Source organism: Viridibacterium curvum (genome assembly GCF_039544165.1).
Classification (GTDB): Bacteria; Pseudomonadota; Gammaproteobacteria; order Burkholderiales; family Rhodocyclaceae; genus Viridibacterium; species Viridibacterium curvum.
In genome coordinates this window covers 1-20469 of record NZ_BAABLD010000008.1, presented here as the reverse complement: position 1 = coordinate 20469, position 20469 = coordinate 1, and the positions used below count along the sequence as shown (strand labels likewise).

The following is a 20469-nucleotide window of genomic DNA, read 5'->3' as shown; positions in this document are numbered from 1 at the left end:
CACCTGTACCGCCTGAAACAACATGACAAGTTGATGACGCAGGCCTGTAGGCCCTTGGCGGCCTGCTGACTTATGCACACTTTGCGGATCGCCAGCAAGAAGATTTGTCAACAGCTGGGCGCACCGTTTGTTTTCTTTGTAAGTTGTTGATTTGTAATTGATTTCCCTGTTTTTTGCAGCCCTAGCACGAAATTCGAGCCTTGTGCAAGACGCTGTCTCAATTCTCGCAATTCCTGTTTCCCCACATTTTTATCCACAGGTTCTGTGGAAAACACAAATTGCAGAAATGCGGCAAGCGCTTGGCTCTTCAACTTCATTTTCTTTATCAGAAAGTCGCGCCAGATTGATGAAAGAAAAGGTTTTTGTCGTGCGCTGCATGGTGCGAACGCGGGGCGTGGCGCAAGGCCAGCCGTTTTGCTGCAGAGCACCCATGCCGGAGATGCTGATGAGCCGCGACAATCTGGCGCTCTTGTCCTGTCCGGCAGTTGGTCATTTCTGAGCGAGCGGACGGGATGAGCACTGCGCGAATTGTCCGGATCGCCTTGCCTTTGCCCAAGCCAAGGCTGTTCGACTACCTTTGCGAACAGGGTGCGGGCCTGAGCGTCGGTCTGTGCGCGCGCGTGCCGTTCGGCCCGGGAGAGAAGACGGGAGTGATCGTCGCGCTGGACCCCGCCGATGCTCCGCCACGCGACAAGCTGCGCCCGGTGCGCGAGGTGCTGCGCGAGCTGCCGCCACTGCCCGCAAGCTGGTTGGCGCTGGCCGAGTTTGCGGCGCGCTATTACCAGCATCCGCTGGGCGAAGTGATTTCCACTGCCTTGCCGCCTGGCATTCGTCGCGCAGCGCGCTTGCCGCGCGAGGACGATCCAATCCTGGCGGCTACCGCTGCCGGCCGGACCGCACTGGCCGCAAGCAAGCGACTGACCCGCGCGCTTGCTGCGGTGAGCCTGGTGGCCAGCGCGGGGCCCATGCGCCGCGGCGCGATGCTGACGCAGTTGGGCGGCTTGCCGGGGGCGGCCAGCGAAGGTCTGCGGGACGCGCGCAACAAGGGGTGGCTTGAGGTGGTGGCGGCCGCCAGTGACATTACCGCGTTCGATGTGATGTCGCTCAACAGCGAACAGGCCGAAGCCGTCGCCGCTGTCGAGGCGGAGCTTGGACGTTTCGCGAGTTTTCTGCTGTTCGGCATCACGGGCAGTGGCAAGACCGAGGTGTATCTGCAGTTGATTGCGAAGACGCTCGCACGAGGCCAGTCGGCGCTGATGCTGGTGCCGGAAATCGGTCTCACGCCACAGTTGCTGGAGCGCGTGGCGGGGCGGTTTCCCGGTGCGCGCATCGTGGCTTTGCACAGCGGTTTGGCCGACGGTGCGCGTTCGCGTGGTTTCGTGCAGGCCTTGCAGGGCGAGGTCGACATCGTGCTGGGTACGCGCCTGTCGGTGTTCGTGCCGCTGGCGCGACTGGGGTTGATCGTCGTGGATGAAGAGCACGATGCATCATTCAAGCAGCAGGAGGGATTGCGTTACTCGGCGCGCGATCTGGCTGTGTGGCGGGCGCGCAACGAGAGCCTGCCGATAGTGCTCGGCTCTGCGACGCCGTCGCTGGAGACCTGGCTGCATGCCGATGCCGGGCGTTATACGCGTCTGACGATGGGGCGCCGCGCCGTCGCCGAATCGCCGCCAGATACGCGCATTGTCGATACGCGTCGCATCAAGCTCGATCAGGGCTTGTCGCCGCGCCTCGTGGCGGCCATCGGCGCGCGCCTGGAGCGTGGCGAGCAGAGCCTCATCTTCCTCAACCGTCGTGGCTATGCGCCGGTCGTGGCTTGCCCCTCGTGTGACTGGATCAGTGCTTGCGAGCATTGCTCGGCCAACATGGTGTTCCATCAGGCCGATGCCATCTTGCGCTGCCATCATTGCGGTGCCGAATCGAAAGTGCCGCGCAGCTGCCCGACCTGCGGCAGTCACGATGTGCATGCTTTCGGGCGCGGTACGCAGCGGCTCGAAGAGCGCATTGGCGAGTACTTTCCTGCGGCGCGTATCCTGCGTGTTGATCGCGATGCGATCAAGACACCGGCGCAGTGGGAGGTAGTGCGCGACCAGATCTCAGCGGGCGAGGTCGACATCCTCGTCGGTACGCAGATGCTCGCCAAGGGCCACGATTTTCCGCGCCTCACTCTGGTCGGCATCGTGGGCGCCGACGCCTCCCTCTACTCGTCCGACTACCGCGCGCCTGAGCGTCTTTTTCAGCAACTGATGCAGGTGGCGGGCCGTGCGGGGCGCGCAGAATTGCCCGGTGAGGTGTTGATCCAGACGGGGTTTGCCGAACACCCGTTATTCCTCAAACTGGTCGGGCAGGACTTTCCTGGCTTCGCCGCCATGCAGCTGGCGGAGCGGCGGCAGGCGGGTTTTCCGCCTTACAGCTTTCACGCCGTGCTGCGTGCCGAGGCAGATGCACTGGAACAGGCCATGGGATTTCTCGCGCAGGCGCGCGAGCAGGCCTTGGCGATGAATGCACCGGTTCGTTTGTTCGATCCGGTGCCCATGCGCCTGGTGCGACGCGCGCGGCTGGAGCGTGCACAGTTGTTGGTGGAGGCTGATTCACGCCCCGCTCTGCAGGGCATGTTGAACAACTGGACGATGGTTCTGCATGACATGCGCGTGCCACGCGGCGTGCGCTGGCACCTCGACGTAGACCCCGCTGATCTGTAGTCAGGCCAGCCGCAGCTGGCGCTTCTGCTTGCCGGACTTGGCAAGGTACATGCGCGTGTCGGCCAGCGTGACGAGGATGGCGGCCGAGGCCGCTTCATGTGAATGCGCGAAGCCTGCATAGACACCCATGGCATCGCCATGCGCGGTGATCAGGCCGTCCCGGAGTTCGGCGAGCAGGCTTTCGATACCGTCGCGATCAGCTGTGCAGGCAGCAATGGCAAATTCGTCGCCGCCGAGACGGAACACCTGCGCGCGGCCTTCAAGGCGGGCGTAGACCGTTTCGGCGAAATCCCGCAGCAACTGATCGCCCGTGGTGTAGCCCTCGCGCTCGTTCACGACTTTGACGCCGTCGATGTCGACGAGCACCAGCAGGTGCTCGTTGGGTGAAGGCTCGGAGGCGTAGACAAAACCGTTCTTGAGATAGGCGTCGAAGGCATAGCGGCTGCCTGCACCAGTGAGGCTGTCGATGTTGGCGAGCAACAGCGCCTGGTTCAGCTGCTCCAGGTACAGGTCTTTCTGTTGCAGCGCCAGTCGCAGCCGGTCAGCGAGCGCGAAGGCGAGCAGCAGGGCATCGAGCGTGCCACCGAGCAGGGTGAAGAGCTCACTATCGACGAGATCCGGCATCAGGCCGAGATTGGCCGGCAGGATCAGGCAGGCCGGAATGATCAAGGCGCAGAACGCGAGTACGAAGTAACGTGCTGGGCGGTATCCATTCTTCATGCTTGCGATACCACTCCACAGTGCCAGCACAAGCCATACCGCGATGGTGATGGTGGCTAGACAGTGGGCCCACGCGGGTGCAATGAAGCAACTGGGTGCGAGCAAGGCGGGCAGTACAAAATTGAGGCGGCTCCAGCGGGCGAGTTGGGGGTGATGCATGTCGAGCTTGAGGAAGCTCAGGTAGAACTGCGTGTTGAAAACCGGCAGCAGGAAGAAGGGCAGGTAGTTCCAGCCCAGTGGCCATTGCAGGGCAGTCAGCGAGGCGGGCAGATTGAAGACGGCAGCCCAACCGGCAGCGTACGCAAGCAGGTAGGTGGCGTAGTGCAGTTGGCTGCGGTCGCGTACCGAGGCGAACATGAAGAGATTGAACAGGGCCAGCGCCAGCAGTGTGCCCAGGCAACCGAGTGCGACGGTGCTGCGGAGAGCCACGTGATCGAGGTAGTCGGTTTCCTTCCAAAGCTTGAAATGTGGGTAGGAGCGGAAGTAGGGGCTGCTGAACTCCACCAGCAAACGGTATTGCCCCGGTTGCAGGCGCATCAGTTCGCCGTAGTGCATCAGATATCGGTGCGAAGACCAGTATCCGTTCTGGCGGGTGCGAATGCTGGCGTCGGGAGCAATGAGGTGAAAGCGCAACTGTTCGACGACCGTGTTGCCGACTGCGATGACCCAGTTGCCGGCTTCACCCGGGGGAACCGTGAAGCGCGTATCCAGCACGTAGTTGCCACCGAACAGGCTGGGCGCCTTGATGGCGGGCTGGCTGTCAAGCTCTGCGAGGAGTTGTGCCGTGCTGCCGTAAGTGCCGTCAATGAGCTGACGGTAGGTCGCGCCGGCTTCCAGATCGGCCGTGGCCTGTGCCTGTGCCAGCCAGGGGGCGAGCAGGAAGAGATGGCAACAGGCAATGAGGACGTTCAGACAGGGCTTCATGGGCTGGGAAGCTGGACGTATGGCGGATCACGGGCATGATCCAGGTGCTTCCGACCCTGCCGGTACGACTATAGTTTAGCGAAAAGCGAAATCCCAGCCCGGATTCTCACGATTCTGCGAAGGATTGCCCGACCCTGATGCTTAGAAGCGGTAGCGCAATTGGCCGGCGATCGTGACCGGATCTTTGGTGTAGCGCGGGATGATGATGACAGCCACTTCAACCTGTTTGATCACGGTCACAATCTCCGGGATTGCCATGATCTTCACGCCACCGATGTAACCCGAGATGAAGCCCACCACAGTGCCGACATTCAGCGAAGCATACTCATTGCTGGCCAGGTTCCACTGGAATTCTCGCCCGGCATAGACCGACCAGCGACGTATGCTGTTGTAGTACGTGCCAACAGTGTAGCCGTCAAAGAGCCGTACACCGATGCCGGTGTTGTGCCCGTTCAGTTCATCGTTGCGTTCCGAGTGCCAGGCTTCGAAGCCGCTGACGACGGCATTCGGCAGGGTTTCTGTCTTCGGCACGAAGTCGAAATCGAGTGCTTGTGCAGAAGTGGAAGAGAGGAGTGCGAGAGCAAGGATTGCGAAGAGTTTGCTGATGGTTTGCATGATCGAGATCTCGTTGTTTGGTCAGCGCTATAGCTGCGCATGTGGCAAACAACGGAGGTCGGGATGCTTTCTTCAGCGGGTTTTTTTTCGCGTTTTTTTTCGTGGGTAGAACTCGGGAGACAGGGTTTTTCGCTGCTTTTCCCGGCTTGCCTTGCAGGGCGAATGTGACTTCGCCGCGCTAACGCTTGCCAGTGCTGGCGCGCGTCAGGAGTCATCAGACCGCAATGCCTTTTGGATCGTCGGCGCCTGCTGACGCGAGCTTTCAGAAAGGCGCGGAGAAAAAACTTTTCCGACTGTCGCAAGATGTCCTACAAAAAGCGCGATTCTGTCGACTTGGTCGATGCGAGGAGCGGAACGAGGCTGGACGGTCTGCTTTAATTTCCGATAAAATTAGTCGGGTATTCCGACCTTTCCCGCAGGAGTTTCAAGAATGAGCAGCGTTCAGGACCAGATCCGCCAGACCGTCACCAGCAATCCCGTCGTACTTTTCATGAAAGGCACCCCGCAATTCCCTCAATGCGGCTTCTCGGCCGCTGTGGTGCAGGTGCTCAAGCTGGCTGGTGTGACCGACTACGTGGCGGTCAACGTGCTGGCCGACGACGACGTCCGCCAGGGCATCAAGGAGTACGCCAACTGGCCAACCATCCCTCAGCTCTATATCAAGGGCGAGTTCGTTGGTGGTTGTGACATCGTCAAAGAGATGTATTCGAGTGGCGAGCTGCAGAAGCTTCTGCAGGCAGCCTGAATTGTCTCTCGGACCGTGCCCCTATATTGGTTGCTGTGGGGGCGCGTCCGGCACCTGATCACTGAGGCCGCTGGCGCGCAGCCAGGCCTTGCGAGCCAGGTGCATCGTCAGCAGATGCGGTGGCATGCGCAGCCAGTGCGCACGCACGTAGAGCAGCCAGCGCGCCAGCGGCGTCCATGTGTCACTGGCCAGCGGGTGATTGGCGCGCAAGGCGCGCAAATACAGTGCATCCATTAATGGCGTGCGTTGCTTGCGGACATGCCGCTTCAGTTCATCCGGTAGTGGCGTGCCCAGCAGGGCCGTGCACATCCCCACGGCGTAATGAAGCGGTAGCTCCAGATGCAGAAGGCTGGCGCGCTCTTCCAGTTCGCCCCAGAAGCCTTCCTTGCCACCGAAATCGCGCAGCAGACGATCCAGGTCAGAGAGATCGCGCAGGCCATTGTCCAGCTCGCCTTCGTGGAACAGATGGCAGGCGCTATGCAACACCATGTCGGCCGGGCACAGGACAAAGACGCCGGGCATGCCGTCCAGCTCGATGGCGCGGTCCATCAGCAGACGCGGATCAGGCGGGCGTCGCGCGGTCAACGGCAGGATGTTGTGGTGCACGTCCAGTACGCTCTCACGCCGCATATGCGTCAGCGGCGGGAGCTCGTGCATCCATTCCCGGTAGTAACGCTGGTCGTAGACTGATACGGCACCGCCGGTCCAGCCGTGCAGGGCCAGTGCGGCCTCGGCTTCTGGCAGATCCTCGCGATGGAAGAGCAGGTCGATGTCACCGAACAAGCGCCCGCGTGATAGTGGCAAGCCCGCAGCCAGATAGGCAGCGCCCTTCAGCAAAACAGTGGGCAGGCTGCTTGTGGCCAGCGCCTGGCGAACCCGATCGATTTCGGTCAATCCAGCCAGACGTTGGCGTTGGCCCAGCAAGCGTGCGGCGGCCAGGTGCGCACGCGGTGCGGCGGGTACCCGTTCCAGCAGCCCCGCCTGATCCAGATCCTCCGCCAGACGAGCCAGCACGTTGGCTGTGCGAGCCAGCCGGATGACAGGGTCCCAGTCAGCTTCCCGCCAGCCTGCTACGCAACGTACATCGCGCAGCACAATTAGCAAAGGATCCTGGTTCAGACTGAAGGGCTTCATGTCGTCACCCCGGCCGCTGCGTCGGCCATCGCATTGAAGGTGGCGATGGCTTCGTCGAGCTTGCTATAGCGGAAATGCAGACACTCGCAGACATCCACGACATCGCCCATCAGGTCGAAGCCCTGGCGCCCGAGCGCCGCATAGTTAAAGGCGTTCTCGGCGAGCTGCAGGAAGGCGCCGTGACGTGGCATCGCTTCCATCGTTGTTGTCGCGCCGGCTTCGTAACGCGGAAAGATGATCCAGCGTGGCTGGGCTTGTTCATGCATCCGCTGCACGCTATCGAGCGGCGGGCGGACGTGCGCGACCGTGCCTTTCTTGGTGTCCGGCACGACGGGGCCGAACACGGCATCTGGCGCAAAGCGACGCATGATGTCGATCGAAGCATTCTTGAGGTTGATAGGGCGAGCGAGTGGCAGGACCTGCGCGGTGGCTGGATCGATCAGGGTCATCTCATCCGACAGCAAGCGCCAGCCACGGTGCACCAGCGCAGCGCAGAGCGTGCTTTTGCCCGACCCCGGGGGGGCCGGCAGGATTGCGGCAAGACCGTTGCGTTCGATGACGGCCGCATGCGCCATGAGGTACTGATGACAGTAGTTGGCGACACACCAGTTCATGCCCCATTCGAGCAGGGCGAAAGCCTGTGGGCGCGGCAGTGCGAGGAACGGGGCGTAGCCGTCGTGCTCGAAAATGATCTGTGGCTTGATCCAGCGGCGCAGGGCGTCCGTACCGCGCAGAGTGACATGGAAGTCGGCAAAGCTGCCGGGCGCTTCAACGGGATGGTTGGCGTAAAGTTGGGACAGAGCTGTCGCGACATTCTCGCGCTGGCTCTGGATCGCCATGCGCAGCGGGCCAGTCCGCAGTATCAACGACCCCGAAGCCAAGCGTTCCCGCAAGCTTGACGCAGAGAGGGACTGAAGCGGGACAGGGGGCTGACGGAGGTCGGTCAAGTGGCTTCGAGCTGACGGATACGATCCAGGGCGGTCAGGATGACATGCTCCAGCGTTTCGTCAAGCGCAAGGCCTAGGCGTTGCGACAGCTGCGCGGCCAAGGTCACATCGGGCGTGCCATGCAGGCGGGAGGCCTCGAGCACCTCGGCGGTAAGTGGATCGAGGGCGTGCGTGTCGCCGGTGATGGCATTCCACGCCACCGAGCCTTCGTCCCATTTGCGCAAATGCCATGCCGAACGTACGCCAAGCACGGTGAGATCAGGACTTCGGAACGAAGTTGGTCAGGTAGTAGCTGACTTTGGTGGAGTCCCAGGCCGTAGCGCCAGCGTAGGGCGAGTAGGTGCCCTTGGTGGCCCACTCGCTCCACATGTCGGCCAGAGCCTGAGCGCAGCGCGCCTGGTCGTTGGTGTAACCACCAACCGGGAACAGCACGCCGTTGCAGACGTTGAGGTACGCGCCGACGAACTGACGGGCGATTGCGTTATCGGTTGATGTGTCCTTCAGCACGTCACGGAAGGTGCGCGGCGTGGCGACGCCGGAGACGATCTTGACCTGCGTGCAGCCGGGGCGACCGCTCTGTTGCGGGAAGGCATCGTGGAACTTGGTGTCGCGCCAGACGTTGTGCTGCGTGGTCGCGCAGTTGTCCATGTCCAGGCGGCTCTTCCAGGTGTCACAGCTGTCCGGCGTCTTGCAGTTGCCGAGCTTGGTTGCGGCATGGCTGCGCGCGGCGGACAAGGTTTGCGACGGCGCGACGCAATCGGCGGCGAAAACCGAGGGGCTGGCAAGCGTGGCGATGACCGGTCCCGTCGCGAGGCTGGCGCGGATGAGCTTGCGGCGCGCTTCGTTCTGCAGTTCGGTCGAGTCGCCTTGGGCGGCTTGCGGTTTGTCGTGGGAAGTCATGGTCACGGTTTCCTGGATGCTGATCGCGTTGTTCTGACCCTGCGTGAGCAAGAAAATTTCACGCCATTTTGACGGCCCGTATCTGTGGCGGCGCACAAGTACGTCACGGCCAACGGGACAGAAGCAACTAATTGATCCTTCTGAAGCAATAAGGGTGCCCGGCAAAGTCGGCGCCAAAAATGTTTCGGGATCAACGGTTTGCGCTTGCCTTGCCGGGGTTTTTCGCCGGCCACGCCGTGCAGTGTCAAATCTGTCGACGAGACCGCCCGTGCGTGCTCAGGGGTGCACGGCGCGGGCGCTGGTCAGCATCAGCCGACGTGCCATGGTGGACAGGAAGGCGCGGTAGAAGTGATTGCGGCAATCCGGCGACGCGCGTTCCAGTGCCTCCTCGCGGATCTCGATGACGGTGCAGTCCGAGTCGGCGATGACATCGGCGCTGCGTGTGCCCTGCATGCCGGCAAACAAGGCCATTTCGCCGAAGCATTCGCCGGGCGACAAGGTGTGCAGGCGTTGGCTGTCGAGGTTGATGCAGGCTTGCCCGGCAGCCAGCAGCGCGAAGTATCGGCCTGGTTCGCCGCGGCGCATGACGAGGCTGCCCGCGCTGACCTCGCGCCAGTCGGACATGCGCAGGGTTTCCCATATCTCGACGTCCGTGAAGTGCTCGAGAAAAGGCATTTCGCGCAAGATCTGGTATCGCTGCGTCTCCGAGGCCTTGGGGCGTGTGGCGACAAGTCGCAAGGTGCGCGACGCCTGGGCGAGATCGTGCGAGAACTCCAGCCAGCTGGTGTAGCGGGCGGCCAGCGACTTGTGGGTGGCGCGCGCGACGATGCGGTCGAGTTCCGCCGGAATACCCGGACGAATCGAGGACGGCACGGGCGTTTCGGTGTGGCTGATCATGTAGGCCAGACTCATCGGGTTGCTGCCTGCGAAAGGCAGCTGACCGGTGAGCAACTGAAACATCATGATGCCCAGCGAATAGATGTCGGTCTGGTGAGTCAGCGGTTGTTCGCGCACCTGCTCTGGCGACATGTAGGCGGGCGAGCCGAGACCGACGACCATGGTCTTGTCGGCGTCCTTGAACAGTGCTGCGCCGAAGTCCGACACTTTGACATCTGAGCCGTCCGGCTTGGACAGCATGATGTTGGCGGGCTTGATGTCGCGGTGGGTGACGCCATGCATGAAGGCGTAATCCAGCGCACGCGTGCACTTGAAGAGGATTTCTATGAGCTGTTCGTAAGGCAGCAGCCGATCGGGCGTGCAGAAGGCTTCGAGCGTGCCGCCTTCGACATACTCCATGACGAAGTAGGATTCCTGCTCGCTGAGCACGACGTCGAAGGTTTCGGCGATGTGCGGGTGCTTGAGCTTGCCGGCCAGCGCGGCTTCTGTTTCGAGTTGCTGGCGGTAGGCTGTGCCGCGGACAGGGTCGCGCAGGAGTTCGTTGAAGATGCGCTTGATGGCGACCTGGCGTTGGCGGAAAGGGTCGTAGGCCAGGAAGACGTCGCTCGTCGAACCTTCGCCGATGAGGTGCAGGATGTCGTACTTGCCGATGCGTTCCATGGATATGCCGCGTGCCCAGCCTTTTGCAAGCGGTCATCGTACCGCAGGAAGCGAGCGGCCACGCAAAATTGCGTGGCCGCGTCGCATGCAGTGTCAGGATGACATGCGGGTCCTGGCGCGGGCGATGGCGGCGCGCACCTGTTCGGGGGCCGTGCCGCCGATGTGGTTGCGTGCAGCCAGCGAACCTTCGATGGTCAGCGCGGCGGCGACGTCGGCAGACAGTTTCTCTGCTGCGCCGGCAACGTGGGCCATGCTGGCTTTGAGCTCGTCCAGAGTGAAGTCCGAGAGATCGCAGTTGCGTACCTCCGCTGCGCGCACGGCGAGCGCGACCGCCTCGTGCGCATCGCGGAAGGGCAGGCCCTTCTTGACGAGGTAGTCGGCCAGATCTGTTGCGGTGGCGAAGCCCAGCTTCAGGGCTTCGCGCATGTTGTGCGCCTTGACCTTGATGCCGGGAATCATGTCGGCATAGATGCGCAGCGTGTCGATCATTGTGTCGGCCGCGTCGAACAAGGGCTCCTTGTCCTCCTGGTTGTCCTTGTTGTAAGCGAGTGGCTGGCCTTTCATGAGGGTCAGCAGAGCGACAAGGTGGCCATTGACGCGGCCGGTCTTGCCGCGCACGAGTTCGGGGACATCCGGGTTCTTCTTCTGCGGCATGATTGACGAGCCGGTCGTGAAGCGGTCTGCCAGGTCAATGAAGCCGAAGCGCGGGCTCATCCACAGGATCAACTCTTCAGAGAGGCGCGACAGATGGGTCATCGTCAGTGCCACGGCGGCGCAGAATTCGATAGCGAAGTCGCGGTCGGACACAGCGTCGAGCGAGTTCTCGCAGACAGCCTCGAAGCCCAGTTCGCGCGCTACTGATTCGCGGTCGATGGGAAAGGTCGTACCCGCCAGCGCAGCCGAGCCCAGTGGCAGCCGGTTGGTGCGGCGGCGTGTGTCGCGGAAGCGCTCCGCGTCACGCTGCACCATCTCGAAATAAGCCAGCAGGTGGTGGCCGAAAGTCACCGGCTGGGCAATCTGCAGATGGGTGTGGCCGGGTAAGGGCGTGTCGGCATGGGCCTCGGCCAGGGTCAGCAGGTTGCGTTGGAAATCTGCGATCAGCACCAGAATCTGGTCGATGGCGTCGCGCAGCCACAGGCGAATGTCGGTCGCCACCTGGTCGTTGCGCGAGCGGCCGGTGTGCAGGCGCTTGCCGGCGTCGCCGACGAGCGTGGTCAGGCGGCGCTCAATATTGAGGTGTACGTCTTCAGCGTCGAGAGACCATTCGAACGCACCGGCACGGATTTCGTCCAGAATCTGTGCCATGCCGCGCTCGATATCGGAAAGATCCTTATCGCCGATGATGCTCTGGCGTGCCAGCATGCGTGCATGGGCCAGCGAGCCACGGATGTCTTGCTCGGCCATGCGTTTGTCGAAGAAGACCGAGGCGGTGTAGCGCTTCACCAGGTCGGAAACAGGTTCGGAAAAGCGGCCTGACCAGGCTTTGTTTCCTGCGGAATCGGGAGTTGAATCTGTCATGATCGGGAATTGTCCGATGCTGCTCGCCGCCTGTCGGCGGCACTGGAGCACGTAAAAAAACGAGATGGCGAGTATAAATCAAGCCCCGCAGACCCAGACGGCCCAGCCCTTGCCCGCCAGCGAGGCCGGCGCGCGCCAGCCCGGCGAGACCGCCAAGCTGGCCGTACCGGATTTCCGCAATATCGGCTCGGTTCTGCGCATCGTAGCGGTTGGCAACGTGCTGGTTCTTGTGACTGCGCTGGTCCGCGTCCAGCATTGGAGCGGTTTGGCGCACGACTGGCTGCTGCTGGCAGGGGCGACCCAGGTGCCCCTTCTGCTGGCTGCGCTGACCATGTATGCGCTGGGTTCCTGGTTGCCGCGCCTGACCTGGCGGGAGCTGTCTGTCATCTCGGTTTGCGTCGCCGTCCTGGCGGTAGTGCTGGCGCAGGGCATGGGGCTGCTGCCGGGGCCGGCAGGCCAGCATTTACGGCAGATTCTGTGGGCGGGCGGGGCTGCGCTCTTGCTGGTGGGCTATTTCCGCTGGCGGCAGATCGAACAGACGCCGGCGCTGGACGAAGCACGCATTCTTGCGCTGACTGCGCGCATCCGCCCCCACTTCTTCTTCAATAGCCTGAATGGAGTGCTGGGGGTCATCCGCTCTGATCCGCGGCGCGCCGAGCAGGCGCTTGAGTCTCTTGCTGAATTGTTCCGTGAGCTGATGAAGGACAACCGCGAGCTCGTCACCCTGTGCGACGAGATCGACCTCTGTAATCGCTATCTGGATCTCGAACGCCTGCGACTCGGGGACCGCCTGAAGGTGAACTGGGAGCTCAAGTACGCGCCGCTCAATGCCCGGGTGCCGCCGCTGATGCTGCAACCGCTCATCGAAAATGCCGTCTATCACGGCATTGAACCGAGCGCCGAGCCGGGTACCATTCACATTGGTATTGTGCGCAAGGGCCGTGCGCTGGAGATTGGCATCAGCAATCCGGCGACGACCAACGCGCGCAAATCCGTTGGCAACAAGATGGCGCTGGGCAACATTCGTGAGCGACTGGCGCTGTTCTTTGATTTCGAAGCGGCGCTGACGACCGAGGAGCGCGATGGTCAGTATCGCGTCAGAATACGCATGCCGCTGCGCAAAGAGGACAAGTAAATGGACCAACCCGAAACGCTTGATGTACTTATTGTCGATGACGAGGCCCCCGCTCGCGAACGACTGCGCGACCTGCTGGGTGATATCGCCAACGAACAGCCGACGCGGCTAGTCGGCATGGCAGGCAATGGCATAGAAGCCTTACGCTTCCTCGAAACGCAACGTCCCGATGTCTTGTTCGTCGATATTCGCATGCCGGCCATGGATGGCATCGAGTTCGCCCAGCACGCCACCCGCCTCGAAAACCCGCCGCACATCGTCTTCATCACGGCCTATGACGAATACGCCGTGCAGGCTTTCGAGCTCAACGCCATCGACTACCTGCTCAAGCCCGTGCGTGCCGAACGCCTCGCGTCTGCGCTCGACAAGGTGCGTCGTGTCGCTCCGGTCGGGCATGACAAGATCGACCAGTTCGCCGAGCCGCGCCGCCACCTGACCTGCAGCGAGCGCGGTCGTATCCACCTGATTCCCGTCGGCGAAGTCGTCTTCCTCAAGGCTGAGCTCAAGTATGTGACTGCCCGAACGGCTGAGCGCGAGTACCTGCTTGAAGAGTCTCTGGTGCAGCTTGAGCAGGAATTCCCCGAGCGTTTTGTGCGTATCCACCGCAATTGCCTTGTTGCCCGTCAGGCTGTTGTGGGCTTTGAACGCGCACTGGGTGAAGACGGTGGCGAAGGGCACTGGTCGGTGCGCCTCAATGGCGTGCCAGACGCTTTGCCGATCAGCCGGCGTCAGTGGGCACACGTCCGCTCCGAACTCGGCGGCTGAAAATACCGCATGAAGCTACTGCGCGGATCGATCTTGATGCTGTGATGCCCGACGTATAAGGCATACGTCTGCGCTTCTCACATCAACCTCGAACCGCTCGCTACGCTTCCTGCGGTATTTTGAGTTTTTCCTGCTGCTTCGACTCAGGGCGAATGATGACCACCGAACTTCGTCAGTCACTCTCTGCCTACGCCACTGATTCCCTGAGTACCGATGCATTTGTCGCGCTCTGGCGCGAGCAGGGCGATGGGCTGTGCGATCAACTTCCTCCGGCTTACCGCCGTGCGCTCGACGACATGCTGATGCGCATAGAGTCGAGCCGCTTGTTCTCGGGCGACTCCTGTTCGTTCAGCCGCGAGAGCTTGCTGGAAGCCTTCACACTTTGGCTCGACAGGGCCGAGGCGAAACTCAGTTCTTCTTGAATGCCCACCAGGCTGCGAGGCCGGTGAAGCTGGCGATCAGCGCAACGATGATCCAGAAGCCATGGCCGCTCTCTGCCAGCGGGATGCCGCCTACGTTCATGCCGAGCAGACCGGCAACGATATTGATCGGCAGTGCCAGTACGGTGACGATGGTCAGCACGTAGAGGCTCCGGTTGTTCTGCTCGTTGACGTGTGCTGCGAGCTCTTCCTGCAGCAGCTTGATGCGTTCCTGCAGTGCGCTCATGTCGCGTAGTACGACCGAGAACTCCTCGGTGGATTGGCGCAGCTCCTGGCTGTCGGCTGCGTCGACCCAGTCTGGCGGGGCTTGTAGCAGGCGGAACAGTGAGGCGGGTTCGGGAGCGAGAAGGCGTTGCAGACGTACCAGCAGGCGGCGCAAGGTGCCGAGTTCGGCACGCGTGGTGCCCAACTTGCCGGCCAGTAGCTTGTCTTCAACCTCGTCGATGCGCTGGGTGACGCGCCGTACGACGTTGACCAGCACGTCTTCCTGGTCGCGCAGCAGATGGATTAGCAACGCCATTGGCGAGCGCAGCTGTTCGCCACGTCGCACGGCTTCGCGCAGCGTATCGACCGCGCGCAATGGCTTGCGCCGTGCGGACACGACGAGACGCTGACCGACCGACAGCCAGAGGGTCGAGATCTCTGCTGCTTCGAAGCTGAAGTCGTAGTGCACGTCGTTCACGATGGCCAGCAGGGACGATTCGACGCGCTCGATGCGCGTCGAGTGTGAGCCCTCGCGCAGTGTTTCGAAGTATTCGTCTGGCAGCCTGGCGTGGCTGTCCAGCCATTTCTCGCTGGCGGTGTGCCCCAGGTTGAAGTGCAGCCAGAGGAAGTCTCCCTCGGCGGTGTTGGAGCTCGCCAGCCTGGCTGCGGCTTCATCGCTGTCCAGCTCTTGCGCAGGCCTATGGGGAGACATGCGGAACCCGCAGATCAAGCCGTGCTGATCGCTGCCGTAGCGGGTGTCATGAAGGGACATGAGGAGGTCGGGTGGTGCGGACCCCTGTCATTGTGTGACTGATTTGTTACGGCTGTGCGAAGCATTGGTGGAGCGGAGGAGGATCGAACTCCCGACCTTCGCATTGCGAACGCGACGCTCTCCCAGCTGAGCTACCGCCCCAATCAGGTAAGAATTCTAGGCATCTTGAGCAGGCGCGCCAAGCCGCCAGGTGGTCCTGCGTGATAGTCAGCGTCGCAGGTGGTTCAGGGTGATGAGGAGAAACCACAGCACGTCCTGCTGGCGGCGTGCGTAGTAGCGGGCCGCCGAGTGACGATGCGGCCCCACCCTGATGGTCATCCAGTGCGCTGGAGCTCGCTGGAAAACGACTTCGTCATTCAGGTCGTCGCCAAGGTAAATGGCGGGGCGTCCCGGCATGTCTTGGTCGTTGGCCACGAGGTGGTGCAGCGCGGCAGCTTTGTCGGGGGCGTTGAACGGAACAATGTTGAGTATGCATTTGCCGGCAAAACAATATGCGCTTGCGGGCAAGGCCAGACGGATACGGCGCAACAGCTGGCGAGCGAAGTTCGCATCGGTGGCGAGGCGCGTGTGAAGCGAGAGTGAACAGCCCTTGTTCTCCAGGTACAGACCGGCTCGTTGGATGTCGGCGCTGAAGTGTTGGCGGATCAAGGCATCCCACTGTTGCACCTGTGCCTGGAGTGCTGCTGTGTCGGTGTCAGGCAGGCCTTCTGCACCATGGTTGCCGATGATGCGCGCATCAGGCAGTTGTAGCCGGCTGGCCGCGTCATCGCGGGATCTCCCGGTGAGGATGGCAACCGGGGCGTACAGGCCAAGCGTGCGGAGCGCGTCGCGGATTGCGGGCGGGGTGACGGTTTGTTCCGGGCGGCCCGTGATGGGAGCCAGCGTGCCGTCGTAGTCGAAGGCCAGCAGGGGCTTGCGCGCCAGGATGCGGCGCAGATCGCGCTCCGCCGCCATGGATCGTATGTTGCGTTTCATGCGTCGACGCTACCGTAGGCGCGCACACGGGCCTGCACACGATCCTTGAGTCGCAGGCGTGCGGCGTCGCCGAGCATGGCGCCCGCCCAGCGATAGACGTTGTACTCGCGCACTGTGCTACGCAGGCTCTGCATGCGCTCGCGACGCTCGGCGATGGGCATGTTGAGCGCGCGCAGCATGGCCTGGGCGGTTTCTTCGATGTGGTAAGGATTGACGTGCAGCGCTTCCGACAGCTCACGTGAGGCCCCCGCGAACTGGCTCAGGATCAGCACGCCGTCCTCATCGTCGCGTGCTGCGATGAACTCCTTGCAGACGAGGTTCATGCCGTCGTGGATGCTGGTGACGAGGCAGATGTCGGCCGCGCGGTAGAGCTCCTGCACCTCTTCAGCGCCCTTGTGTTCGGTGAACAGGTAGATCGCTCGATAGCCGTCGCGTGCGAAGCGCGCATTGATCTGGGCAGCGAGCTGTTCGATTTCGACACGGAATGCCTGGTATTCGTCGAGCTCTTCTCGCGTGGGGGCTGCGATCTGAACGAGGGACAGGCGCCCGACGAGCTGCGGTTGTTGCTCCAGCAGACTGCGCAGGGCCTGCATGCGTTCGGTGATGCCTTTGGTGTAGTCGAAGCGGTCGAGGCCCAGTGCAATGAGGTGCTGCGCATCAAGCCCCAGTCGCTGGCGCACATCGCGACGACACTTGGCGATGGTCGGCCAGGCGGCACGTTCACGTTCGGACGGCCAGTGAATGGAGATCGGGTAGCTTTCAATCAGGGTGGGCTGGCCGCGGAACGAAATGGTGGAGTGCTCCTGCTCGATACGTGTTTCGAGGTAGCGGTCGACGGTCTCCATGAAATTCTTGCAGTGGAAGCGTGTGTGGAAGCCGATGATGGTGCTACCCAGCATGCCGTCGAGCAACTCTTCGCGCCAGGGGCAGATACCGAAAGACTCCGGATTGGGCCAGGGGATGTGCCAGAAGCTGATGATGGTGGCATCTGGCAATTTCTCCCGGATCATGCGCGGTGCCAGCGCCAGGTGGTAGTCCTGTATCAGGATGAGGGGGTCCTTGATGCGGGCCTCTGCGATGACGGCAGCGGCAAACTTTTCGTTTACCCGTCGGTAGCACTCCCAGTCGGCCTCACGGAAGGTGGGGCGTACGTGAGCGATATGGCACAGCGGCCACAGGCCGCCATTGGCGAAGCCATAGTAGTAGCCCGCTTCGTCGATGCGGTCTATCCACAGGCGGCGCAGGGTGTAGGCGGGCTGGTGCTCAGGCAGAAGGATGTGATCGCGACTGTCGACCGTGTCGCGGTCGGCGTCGCCGCTACCGTGTGCGATCCAGGTGCCGGAGCAGGCGCGCAGGATCGGCTCTACTGCGGTTACCAGGCCGCTTGCCGGGCGCATCGTGACGATCTTGCCTGCACGGCGCACATGCACGCTGGGCTCGCGATTCGAGGCAACGATCAGTTGCTCATCACGCAGATCGGACTTCAGCATGGATTTGAGACGCGCGGCATCCCATTCCTGCCCTGTGGTGTGAGCGCGCCGGTGCTCGTCCTCAAGCTGTCGCAGGCGTCGGCGCAGTTCGTCGGCGACCTGGCTGAACTCCGGCGACGATGGCTGTGGGGCGAGTGAGCCTTCCTCTCCGCGCAGCAGCGACTTGACGCCACTGACCCAGCTGCGCCAGCTCAGGTTGGCAATCAGCACCGTGGTTGCACTGATGACGGCTCCGAGCACGGCTAGCACGCTCAGCAGGTAGTTGCGTGTGTCGCGACTGCGCTGCTCCTGGAAGCCGAGGTCGTGCAGCAGCACCAGGTGTATGCCGCGCGTATTTTCTTCTTCCACGGAGCGCGTTGCGACATGCATGGCGCGTCCCTGGAGGGTGATACTGGAGTCGAGTCGCGAGGCTGCGTTGGCATCGGCACAACGTAATTCGGGCGGAAACTCCGGAGTTTTCTGCAGCACCGAACCATCGGCCCCGCACAGTGCGATGGCCATCAGCTTCTCGTCGCGTATGGCGCGCTGGAATAGCGGCTGCAGGGATTGCGGATCCTTGCTGCGCAGCGCTTCGTCGATGGAGTCCGACAGGGTTGTCGTTACAAGGCTTGCGCGCATGCCGAGATCGCGCAGCACCCAGCGCATGGTCAAGCTGTCGATCAGTGGAATGCTGAACAGTGCAGTGATTGTCATGACGAGAATCAGTGGCACCACGAAGCGCAGTTGCAGGCGAATCGGCAGGTAAAGATTCAAACGTTTCATTGCGACAGACTTTCTTGATATTCCTGTTTTGCTGCGGCTATTCCGTGTGGCTTTGCTGCACAATTAACGCTGGTTTCGCCGCAACGACCGGCGAACTCTTCCACTCTTTGCCGACAAAATTTTTGACCACCTCGGCTGGATCCACTTGCCAGAAACAGAATGAGTTCTATCAGACCGGACAGTTCCCTCCGTATCGTGCTGCAGTTCGACAAAGGCAGTGGTTACGCGAGAGGCATCGTCGCTGGCGTCAGTCATTTTGCGCGCGCTGGACGTCTGGATTGGCGTCTGACGGTCGCTACGGCGGCTGAAGTGCGTGCCCGAAATATCGAGGCCGATGCGTGGATTGTTGACTTCGATGACGACGAGGCTCGTGCGCGGTTGCTGCAGGGAACTGAGGCAGTGGTGGCGGTGGCGAGTTCCCGTAGTGCTGAGGCGAACTGTCCTCCGCATGTGCCGCTGGTCATGTCCGACAACGCGGCCATGGTCAATATGGCACGGGCACACCTGCAGGATCGTGGCGTGCCGGCCTTGGCGTTTTTCAGCAAGGGAAAGTATGCCGGCCTCAGCTGGGCGCAGGAGCGCGAACAGGCATTTCGAGCTATTCCGGGCGTCGAGGAGGCGAATATCCTCGGTAGTCAGCGCATGCTGAACGCGGGCGATGATGCGCTGCGTAACTGGTTGCGTGGCTTGCCGAGACCATGCGGCGTGATTGCGGTGAATGACTCCAGCGCGCAGGATCTGTTGCACGAATGCGCCGCAGCAGGCGTCAGCGTGCCGGACGAGTTGGCGGTTGTGGGCATCGACAATGACGAGCTTGTAGCCTCGCTCGCTCGCGTGGAGATAAGTTCGGTTGTACAGGATACGGGCCGCGTCGGCCGCGTCGCGGCGCAGATGCTGCATGCACGGCTGCAGCGCTCGGTGTTGCCGGATTACCGCGTCACGGTGCCGCCAGCCCACCTGAGTATCAAGGCGTCGAGCATGTATCAGGAGGGCGTCAACCCCATTGTGACGCGTGCGCGCGCTTTCATCCTCCAGTTCGCGGCGCATGGCATCAAGTCCGATCAGGTTGCGCATCACGTGAATGTCTCCCGCTCGTCGATCGAGCGGATCTTCAGTCGAGAATGCGGATGCTCCGTGCATGACGAAATCCTGCGCGTACGTCTCGACATGGCCAAGCAACTGTTGCGCTCGGGCAAGCTGAGCGCATCGGAAATTGCCGTGCGCAGTGGTTTCCGCACGCTGCAGTACATGCATGTCGTGTTCAAGCGCGAGCTGGGGTGTACGCCCGGAGAGTTCCAGTCTGGTCAGGCGCGACAGACTGTTTGAAGGCCAAAAAAAAGGCGACCCGGATAGCCAGGTCGCCTTTGCCCGATCTTCAGGCCATGAGGACGGTATCTGTCCTTTTGTGGATCAGAAATCCTTGACGATGCCGACGCGGATGATCTTTTCGTCGATCTTGGTGCCGGTGTTGCCGGCAAAGTTGGCCGAGGAGCCGACATACTTTTCTGCCGTCGAGCCCGTGGTGTTGCGCTCCCAGTCGTTCTTGGCGTAGCCGAAGTACAGCGAGGTCTGCTTCGACATGCTGTACCACAGACCGAACATCTGGCCGCGACCGCTGTTGCGGCCGTTGGCGCTGCTGTTGCTGAGGTCGTGATGGTGCGAGATGGCGTAGCCGACACCGAAGTCACCGATCGTGTAGTTGACGACGAAGTTGGTGGTCTTGGCCTGGAACGGGATCAGCGAGCCAGCGACACGACCCTTATAGTTTGCATAGCTGGTAGCAAACTTCAGGCCCTTCATCGGCTTGATGTTGATGTAGTAGTGGTGGAAGATCATGCCGGTTTCGGTCGTGGTGCCGCTGACGTCAGCCGTGCGACGGTGCGTGCCGTCGATACCGCCGTTAACGTAGTCAGTGAACTTGTACTCGACGCCCAGGACGGTCACGTCACCCGACTTCTTGCCGGTGCCCGAAGCCGAGCCGCCGTCGTTGTTGTCACCAGCCTTGCGGTTGTCGCCGCCGGCGAACGTGCCCTTGAACAGGAAGCCCACGGGGCCGAACGACAGAGCCTTCGGATCGGTCCAGAACGAGGTGTTGCGGTTGGTCAGCGACTCTTCGTGCCACTGAGCCACGCCCCACTTCACGCCTTCCCAGTCCTTCGGCGAA

General features: G+C 62.0%; 19 protein-coding genes and 1 tRNA gene. 7 read left to right on the top strand and 13 right to left on the bottom strand.

All coding sequences use genetic code 11. From position 1 onward, the window contains the following. Positions 1–157: 157 nt before the first annotated feature. Together ABEA02_RS07840 and ABEA02_RS07835 are read left to right on the top strand one after the other, a co-directional pair. Entirely contained in the window at positions 158–499 is a 342-nt protein-coding gene (locus tag ABEA02_RS07840) for a hypothetical protein (protein ID WP_345532335.1), read from the top strand. A 13-nt stretch (positions 500–512) separates the two neighbouring features. Further along, positions 513–2702: a primosomal protein N' gene (locus ABEA02_RS07835; RefSeq protein WP_345532334.1), complete on the top strand. Its 2190-nt coding sequence runs from the start codon at positions 513–515 to the stop codon at positions 2700–2702. On the opposite strand, the gene ABEA02_RS07830 is transcribed toward ABEA02_RS07835, so the two are convergent. Further along, entirely contained in the window at positions 2703–4346 is a 1644-nt protein-coding gene (locus ABEA02_RS07830) for a sensor domain-containing diguanylate cyclase (RefSeq protein WP_345532333.1), read from the bottom strand. It lies immediately after the preceding gene. Positions 4347–4487: 141 nt separating this feature from the next. Beyond that, a complete protein-coding gene (locus ABEA02_RS07825; protein WP_345532332.1) occupies positions 4488–4961 on the bottom strand; it encodes a hypothetical protein in 474 nt (157 codons plus the stop codon). A 430-nt stretch (positions 4962–5391) separates the two neighbouring features. Here ABEA02_RS07825 and grxD point away from each other — a divergent pair, with 430 nt between their 5' ends. Beyond that, positions 5392–5706, top strand: coding sequence for a Grx4 family monothiol glutaredoxin (gene grxD / locus ABEA02_RS07820; protein WP_345532331.1), 315 nt, complete (start codon positions 5392–5394; stop codon positions 5704–5706). A gap of 21 nt (positions 5707–5727) precedes the next feature. Here grxD and ABEA02_RS07815 read toward each other — a convergent pair whose 3' ends face one another. The 6 genes from ABEA02_RS07815 to argH form a co-directional block, all read right to left on the bottom strand. Continuing rightward, positions 5728–6840, bottom strand: a complete 1113-nt coding sequence (locus tag ABEA02_RS07815) for a nucleotidyltransferase domain-containing protein (RefSeq protein WP_345532330.1) — start codon at positions 6838–6840, stop codon at positions 5728–5730. Further along, positions 6837–7706, bottom strand: a complete 870-nt coding sequence (locus tag ABEA02_RS07810) for an HprK-related kinase A (protein ID WP_345533619.1) — start codon at positions 7704–7706, stop codon at positions 6837–6839. Before ABEA02_RS07810 ends, ABEA02_RS07815 begins: the two co-directional genes overlap by 4 nt. Before the next feature lie 77 nt (positions 7707–7783). After that, positions 7784–8038, bottom strand: a complete 255-nt coding sequence (locus ABEA02_RS07805; protein WP_345532329.1) for an HPr-rel-A system PqqD family peptide chaperone — start codon at positions 8036–8038, stop codon at positions 7784–7786. 7 nt (positions 8039–8045) lie between these two features. Beyond that, complete coding sequence (locus tag ABEA02_RS07800) at positions 8046–8687, bottom strand: hypothetical protein (RefSeq protein ID WP_345532328.1); 642 nt, start codon at positions 8685–8687, stop codon at positions 8046–8048. Positions 8688–8963: 276 nt separating this feature from the next. Further along, positions 8964–10244, bottom strand: coding sequence for a protein kinase domain-containing protein (locus ABEA02_RS07795; RefSeq protein ID WP_345532327.1), 1281 nt, complete (start codon positions 10242–10244; stop codon positions 8964–8966). A gap of 93 nt (positions 10245–10337) precedes the next feature. Next, on the bottom strand, positions 10338–11762 hold the full coding sequence (argH, locus tag ABEA02_RS07790; protein WP_345532326.1) for an argininosuccinate lyase: 1425 nt from the start codon (positions 11760–11762) through the stop codon (positions 10338–10340). 64 nt (positions 11763–11826) lie between these two features. On the opposite strand from argH, the gene ABEA02_RS07785 reads away from it, so the two are divergent. The 3 genes from ABEA02_RS07785 to ABEA02_RS07775 all read left to right on the top strand — a co-directional run bounded on the left by ABEA02_RS07785 (position 11827) and on the right by ABEA02_RS07775 (position 14084). Further along, positions 11827–12897 carry a sensor histidine kinase gene (locus ABEA02_RS07785; protein ID WP_345532325.1) on the top strand — a complete coding sequence of 357 codons (1071 nt, stop codon included), beginning with the start codon at positions 11827–11829 and terminating at the stop codon, positions 12895–12897. Further along, positions 12898–13662: a LytR/AlgR family response regulator transcription factor gene (locus ABEA02_RS07780; RefSeq protein ID WP_345532324.1), complete on the top strand. Its 765-nt coding sequence runs from the start codon at positions 12898–12900 to the stop codon at positions 13660–13662. It begins immediately after the preceding gene. 152 nt (positions 13663–13814) lie between these two features. Continuing rightward, on the top strand, positions 13815–14084 hold the full coding sequence (locus ABEA02_RS07775) for a hypothetical protein (protein ID WP_345532323.1): 270 nt from the start codon (positions 13815–13817) through the stop codon (positions 14082–14084). Here ABEA02_RS07775 and ABEA02_RS07770 read toward each other — a convergent pair. The 4 genes from ABEA02_RS07770 to ABEA02_RS07755 all read right to left on the bottom strand — a co-directional run bounded on the left by ABEA02_RS07770 (position 14071) and on the right by ABEA02_RS07755 (position 18305). After that, a complete protein-coding gene (locus tag ABEA02_RS07770; RefSeq protein WP_345532322.1) occupies positions 14071–15078 on the bottom strand; it encodes a transporter in 1008 nt (335 codons plus the stop codon). The genes ABEA02_RS07775 and ABEA02_RS07770 overlap by 14 nt on opposite strands. Before the next feature lie 65 nt (positions 15079–15143). Next, positions 15144–15219: transfer RNA gene (locus tag ABEA02_RS07765), tRNA-Ala, on the bottom strand. 66 nt (positions 15220–15285) lie between these two features. Further along, positions 15286–16053 (bottom strand): trehalose-phosphatase, encoded by a 768-nt coding sequence (gene otsB / locus ABEA02_RS07760; protein ID WP_345532321.1) that lies wholly within the window; start codon positions 16051–16053, stop codon positions 15286–15288. Continuing rightward, positions 16050–18305 (bottom strand): alpha,alpha-trehalose-phosphate synthase (UDP-forming), encoded by a 2256-nt coding sequence (locus ABEA02_RS07755; RefSeq protein ID WP_345532320.1) that lies wholly within the window; start codon positions 18303–18305, stop codon positions 16050–16052. The genes otsB and ABEA02_RS07755 overlap by 4 nt, the downstream gene beginning before the upstream one ends. 159 nt (positions 18306–18464) lie before the next feature. Here ABEA02_RS07755 and ABEA02_RS07750 point away from each other — a divergent pair, with 159 nt between their 5' ends. After that, the gene (locus ABEA02_RS07750; protein ID WP_345532319.1) at positions 18465–19631 is read left to right on the top strand and encodes an AraC family transcriptional regulator; all 1167 of its coding nucleotides are present in this window, start codon (positions 18465–18467) and stop codon (positions 19629–19631) included. Between the two features lie 84 nt (positions 19632–19715). Here the strand turns inward: ABEA02_RS07750 and ABEA02_RS07745 are convergent. Next, the coding region (locus ABEA02_RS07745; RefSeq protein WP_345532318.1) for a hypothetical protein at positions 19716–20469 on the bottom strand (754 nt) is incomplete at its 5' end.

Bases quoted from the DNA above. Each gene is read 5' to 3' on its own strand.
- ABEA02_RS07755 (WP_345532320.1), bottom strand. From the start codon at position 18,305: ATGAAACGTTTGAATCTTTACCTGCCGATTCGCCTGCAACTGCGCTTC.
- ABEA02_RS07770 (WP_345532322.1), bottom strand. From the start codon at position 15,078: ATGTCCCTTCATGACACCCGCTACGGCAGCGATCAGCACGGCTTGATC.
- grxD (WP_345532331.1), top strand. From the start codon at position 5,392: ATGAGCAGCGTTCAGGACCAGATCCGCCAGACCGTCACCAGCAATCCC.
- ABEA02_RS07750 (WP_345532319.1), top strand. From the start codon at position 18,465: ATGAGTTCTATCAGACCGGACAGTTCCCTCCGTATCGTGCTGCAGTTC.
- otsB (WP_345532321.1), bottom strand. From the start codon at position 16,053: ATGAAACGCAACATACGATCCATGGCGGCGGAGCGCGATCTGCGCCGC.
- ABEA02_RS07825 (WP_345532332.1), bottom strand. From the start codon at position 4,961: ATGCAAACCATCAGCAAACTCTTCGCAATCCTTGCTCTCGCACTCCTC.
- ABEA02_RS07775 (WP_345532323.1), top strand. From the start codon at position 13,815: ATGATGACCACCGAACTTCGTCAGTCACTCTCTGCCTACGCCACTGAT.
- ABEA02_RS07780 (WP_345532324.1), top strand. From the start codon at position 12,898: ATGGACCAACCCGAAACGCTTGATGTACTTATTGTCGATGACGAGGCC.
- ABEA02_RS07800 (WP_345532328.1), bottom strand. From the start codon at position 8,687: ATGACTTCCCACGACAAACCGCAAGCCGCCCAAGGCGACTCGACCGAA.
- ABEA02_RS07795 (WP_345532327.1), bottom strand. From the start codon at position 10,244: ATGGAACGCATCGGCAAGTACGACATCCTGCACCTCATCGGCGAAGGT.
- ABEA02_RS07835 (WP_345532334.1), top strand. From the start codon at position 513: ATGAGCACTGCGCGAATTGTCCGGATCGCCTTGCCTTTGCCCAAGCCA.
- ABEA02_RS07785 (WP_345532325.1), top strand. From the start codon at position 11,827: ATGGCGAGTATAAATCAAGCCCCGCAGACCCAGACGGCCCAGCCCTTG.
- argH (WP_345532326.1), bottom strand. From the start codon at position 11,762: ATGACAGATTCAACTCCCGATTCCGCAGGAAACAAAGCCTGGTCAGGC.
- ABEA02_RS07815 (WP_345532330.1), bottom strand. From the start codon at position 6,840: ATGAAGCCCTTCAGTCTGAACCAGGATCCTTTGCTAATTGTGCTGCGC.
- ABEA02_RS07830 (WP_345532333.1), bottom strand. From the start codon at position 4,346: ATGAAGCCCTGTCTGAACGTCCTCATTGCCTGTTGCCATCTCTTCCTG.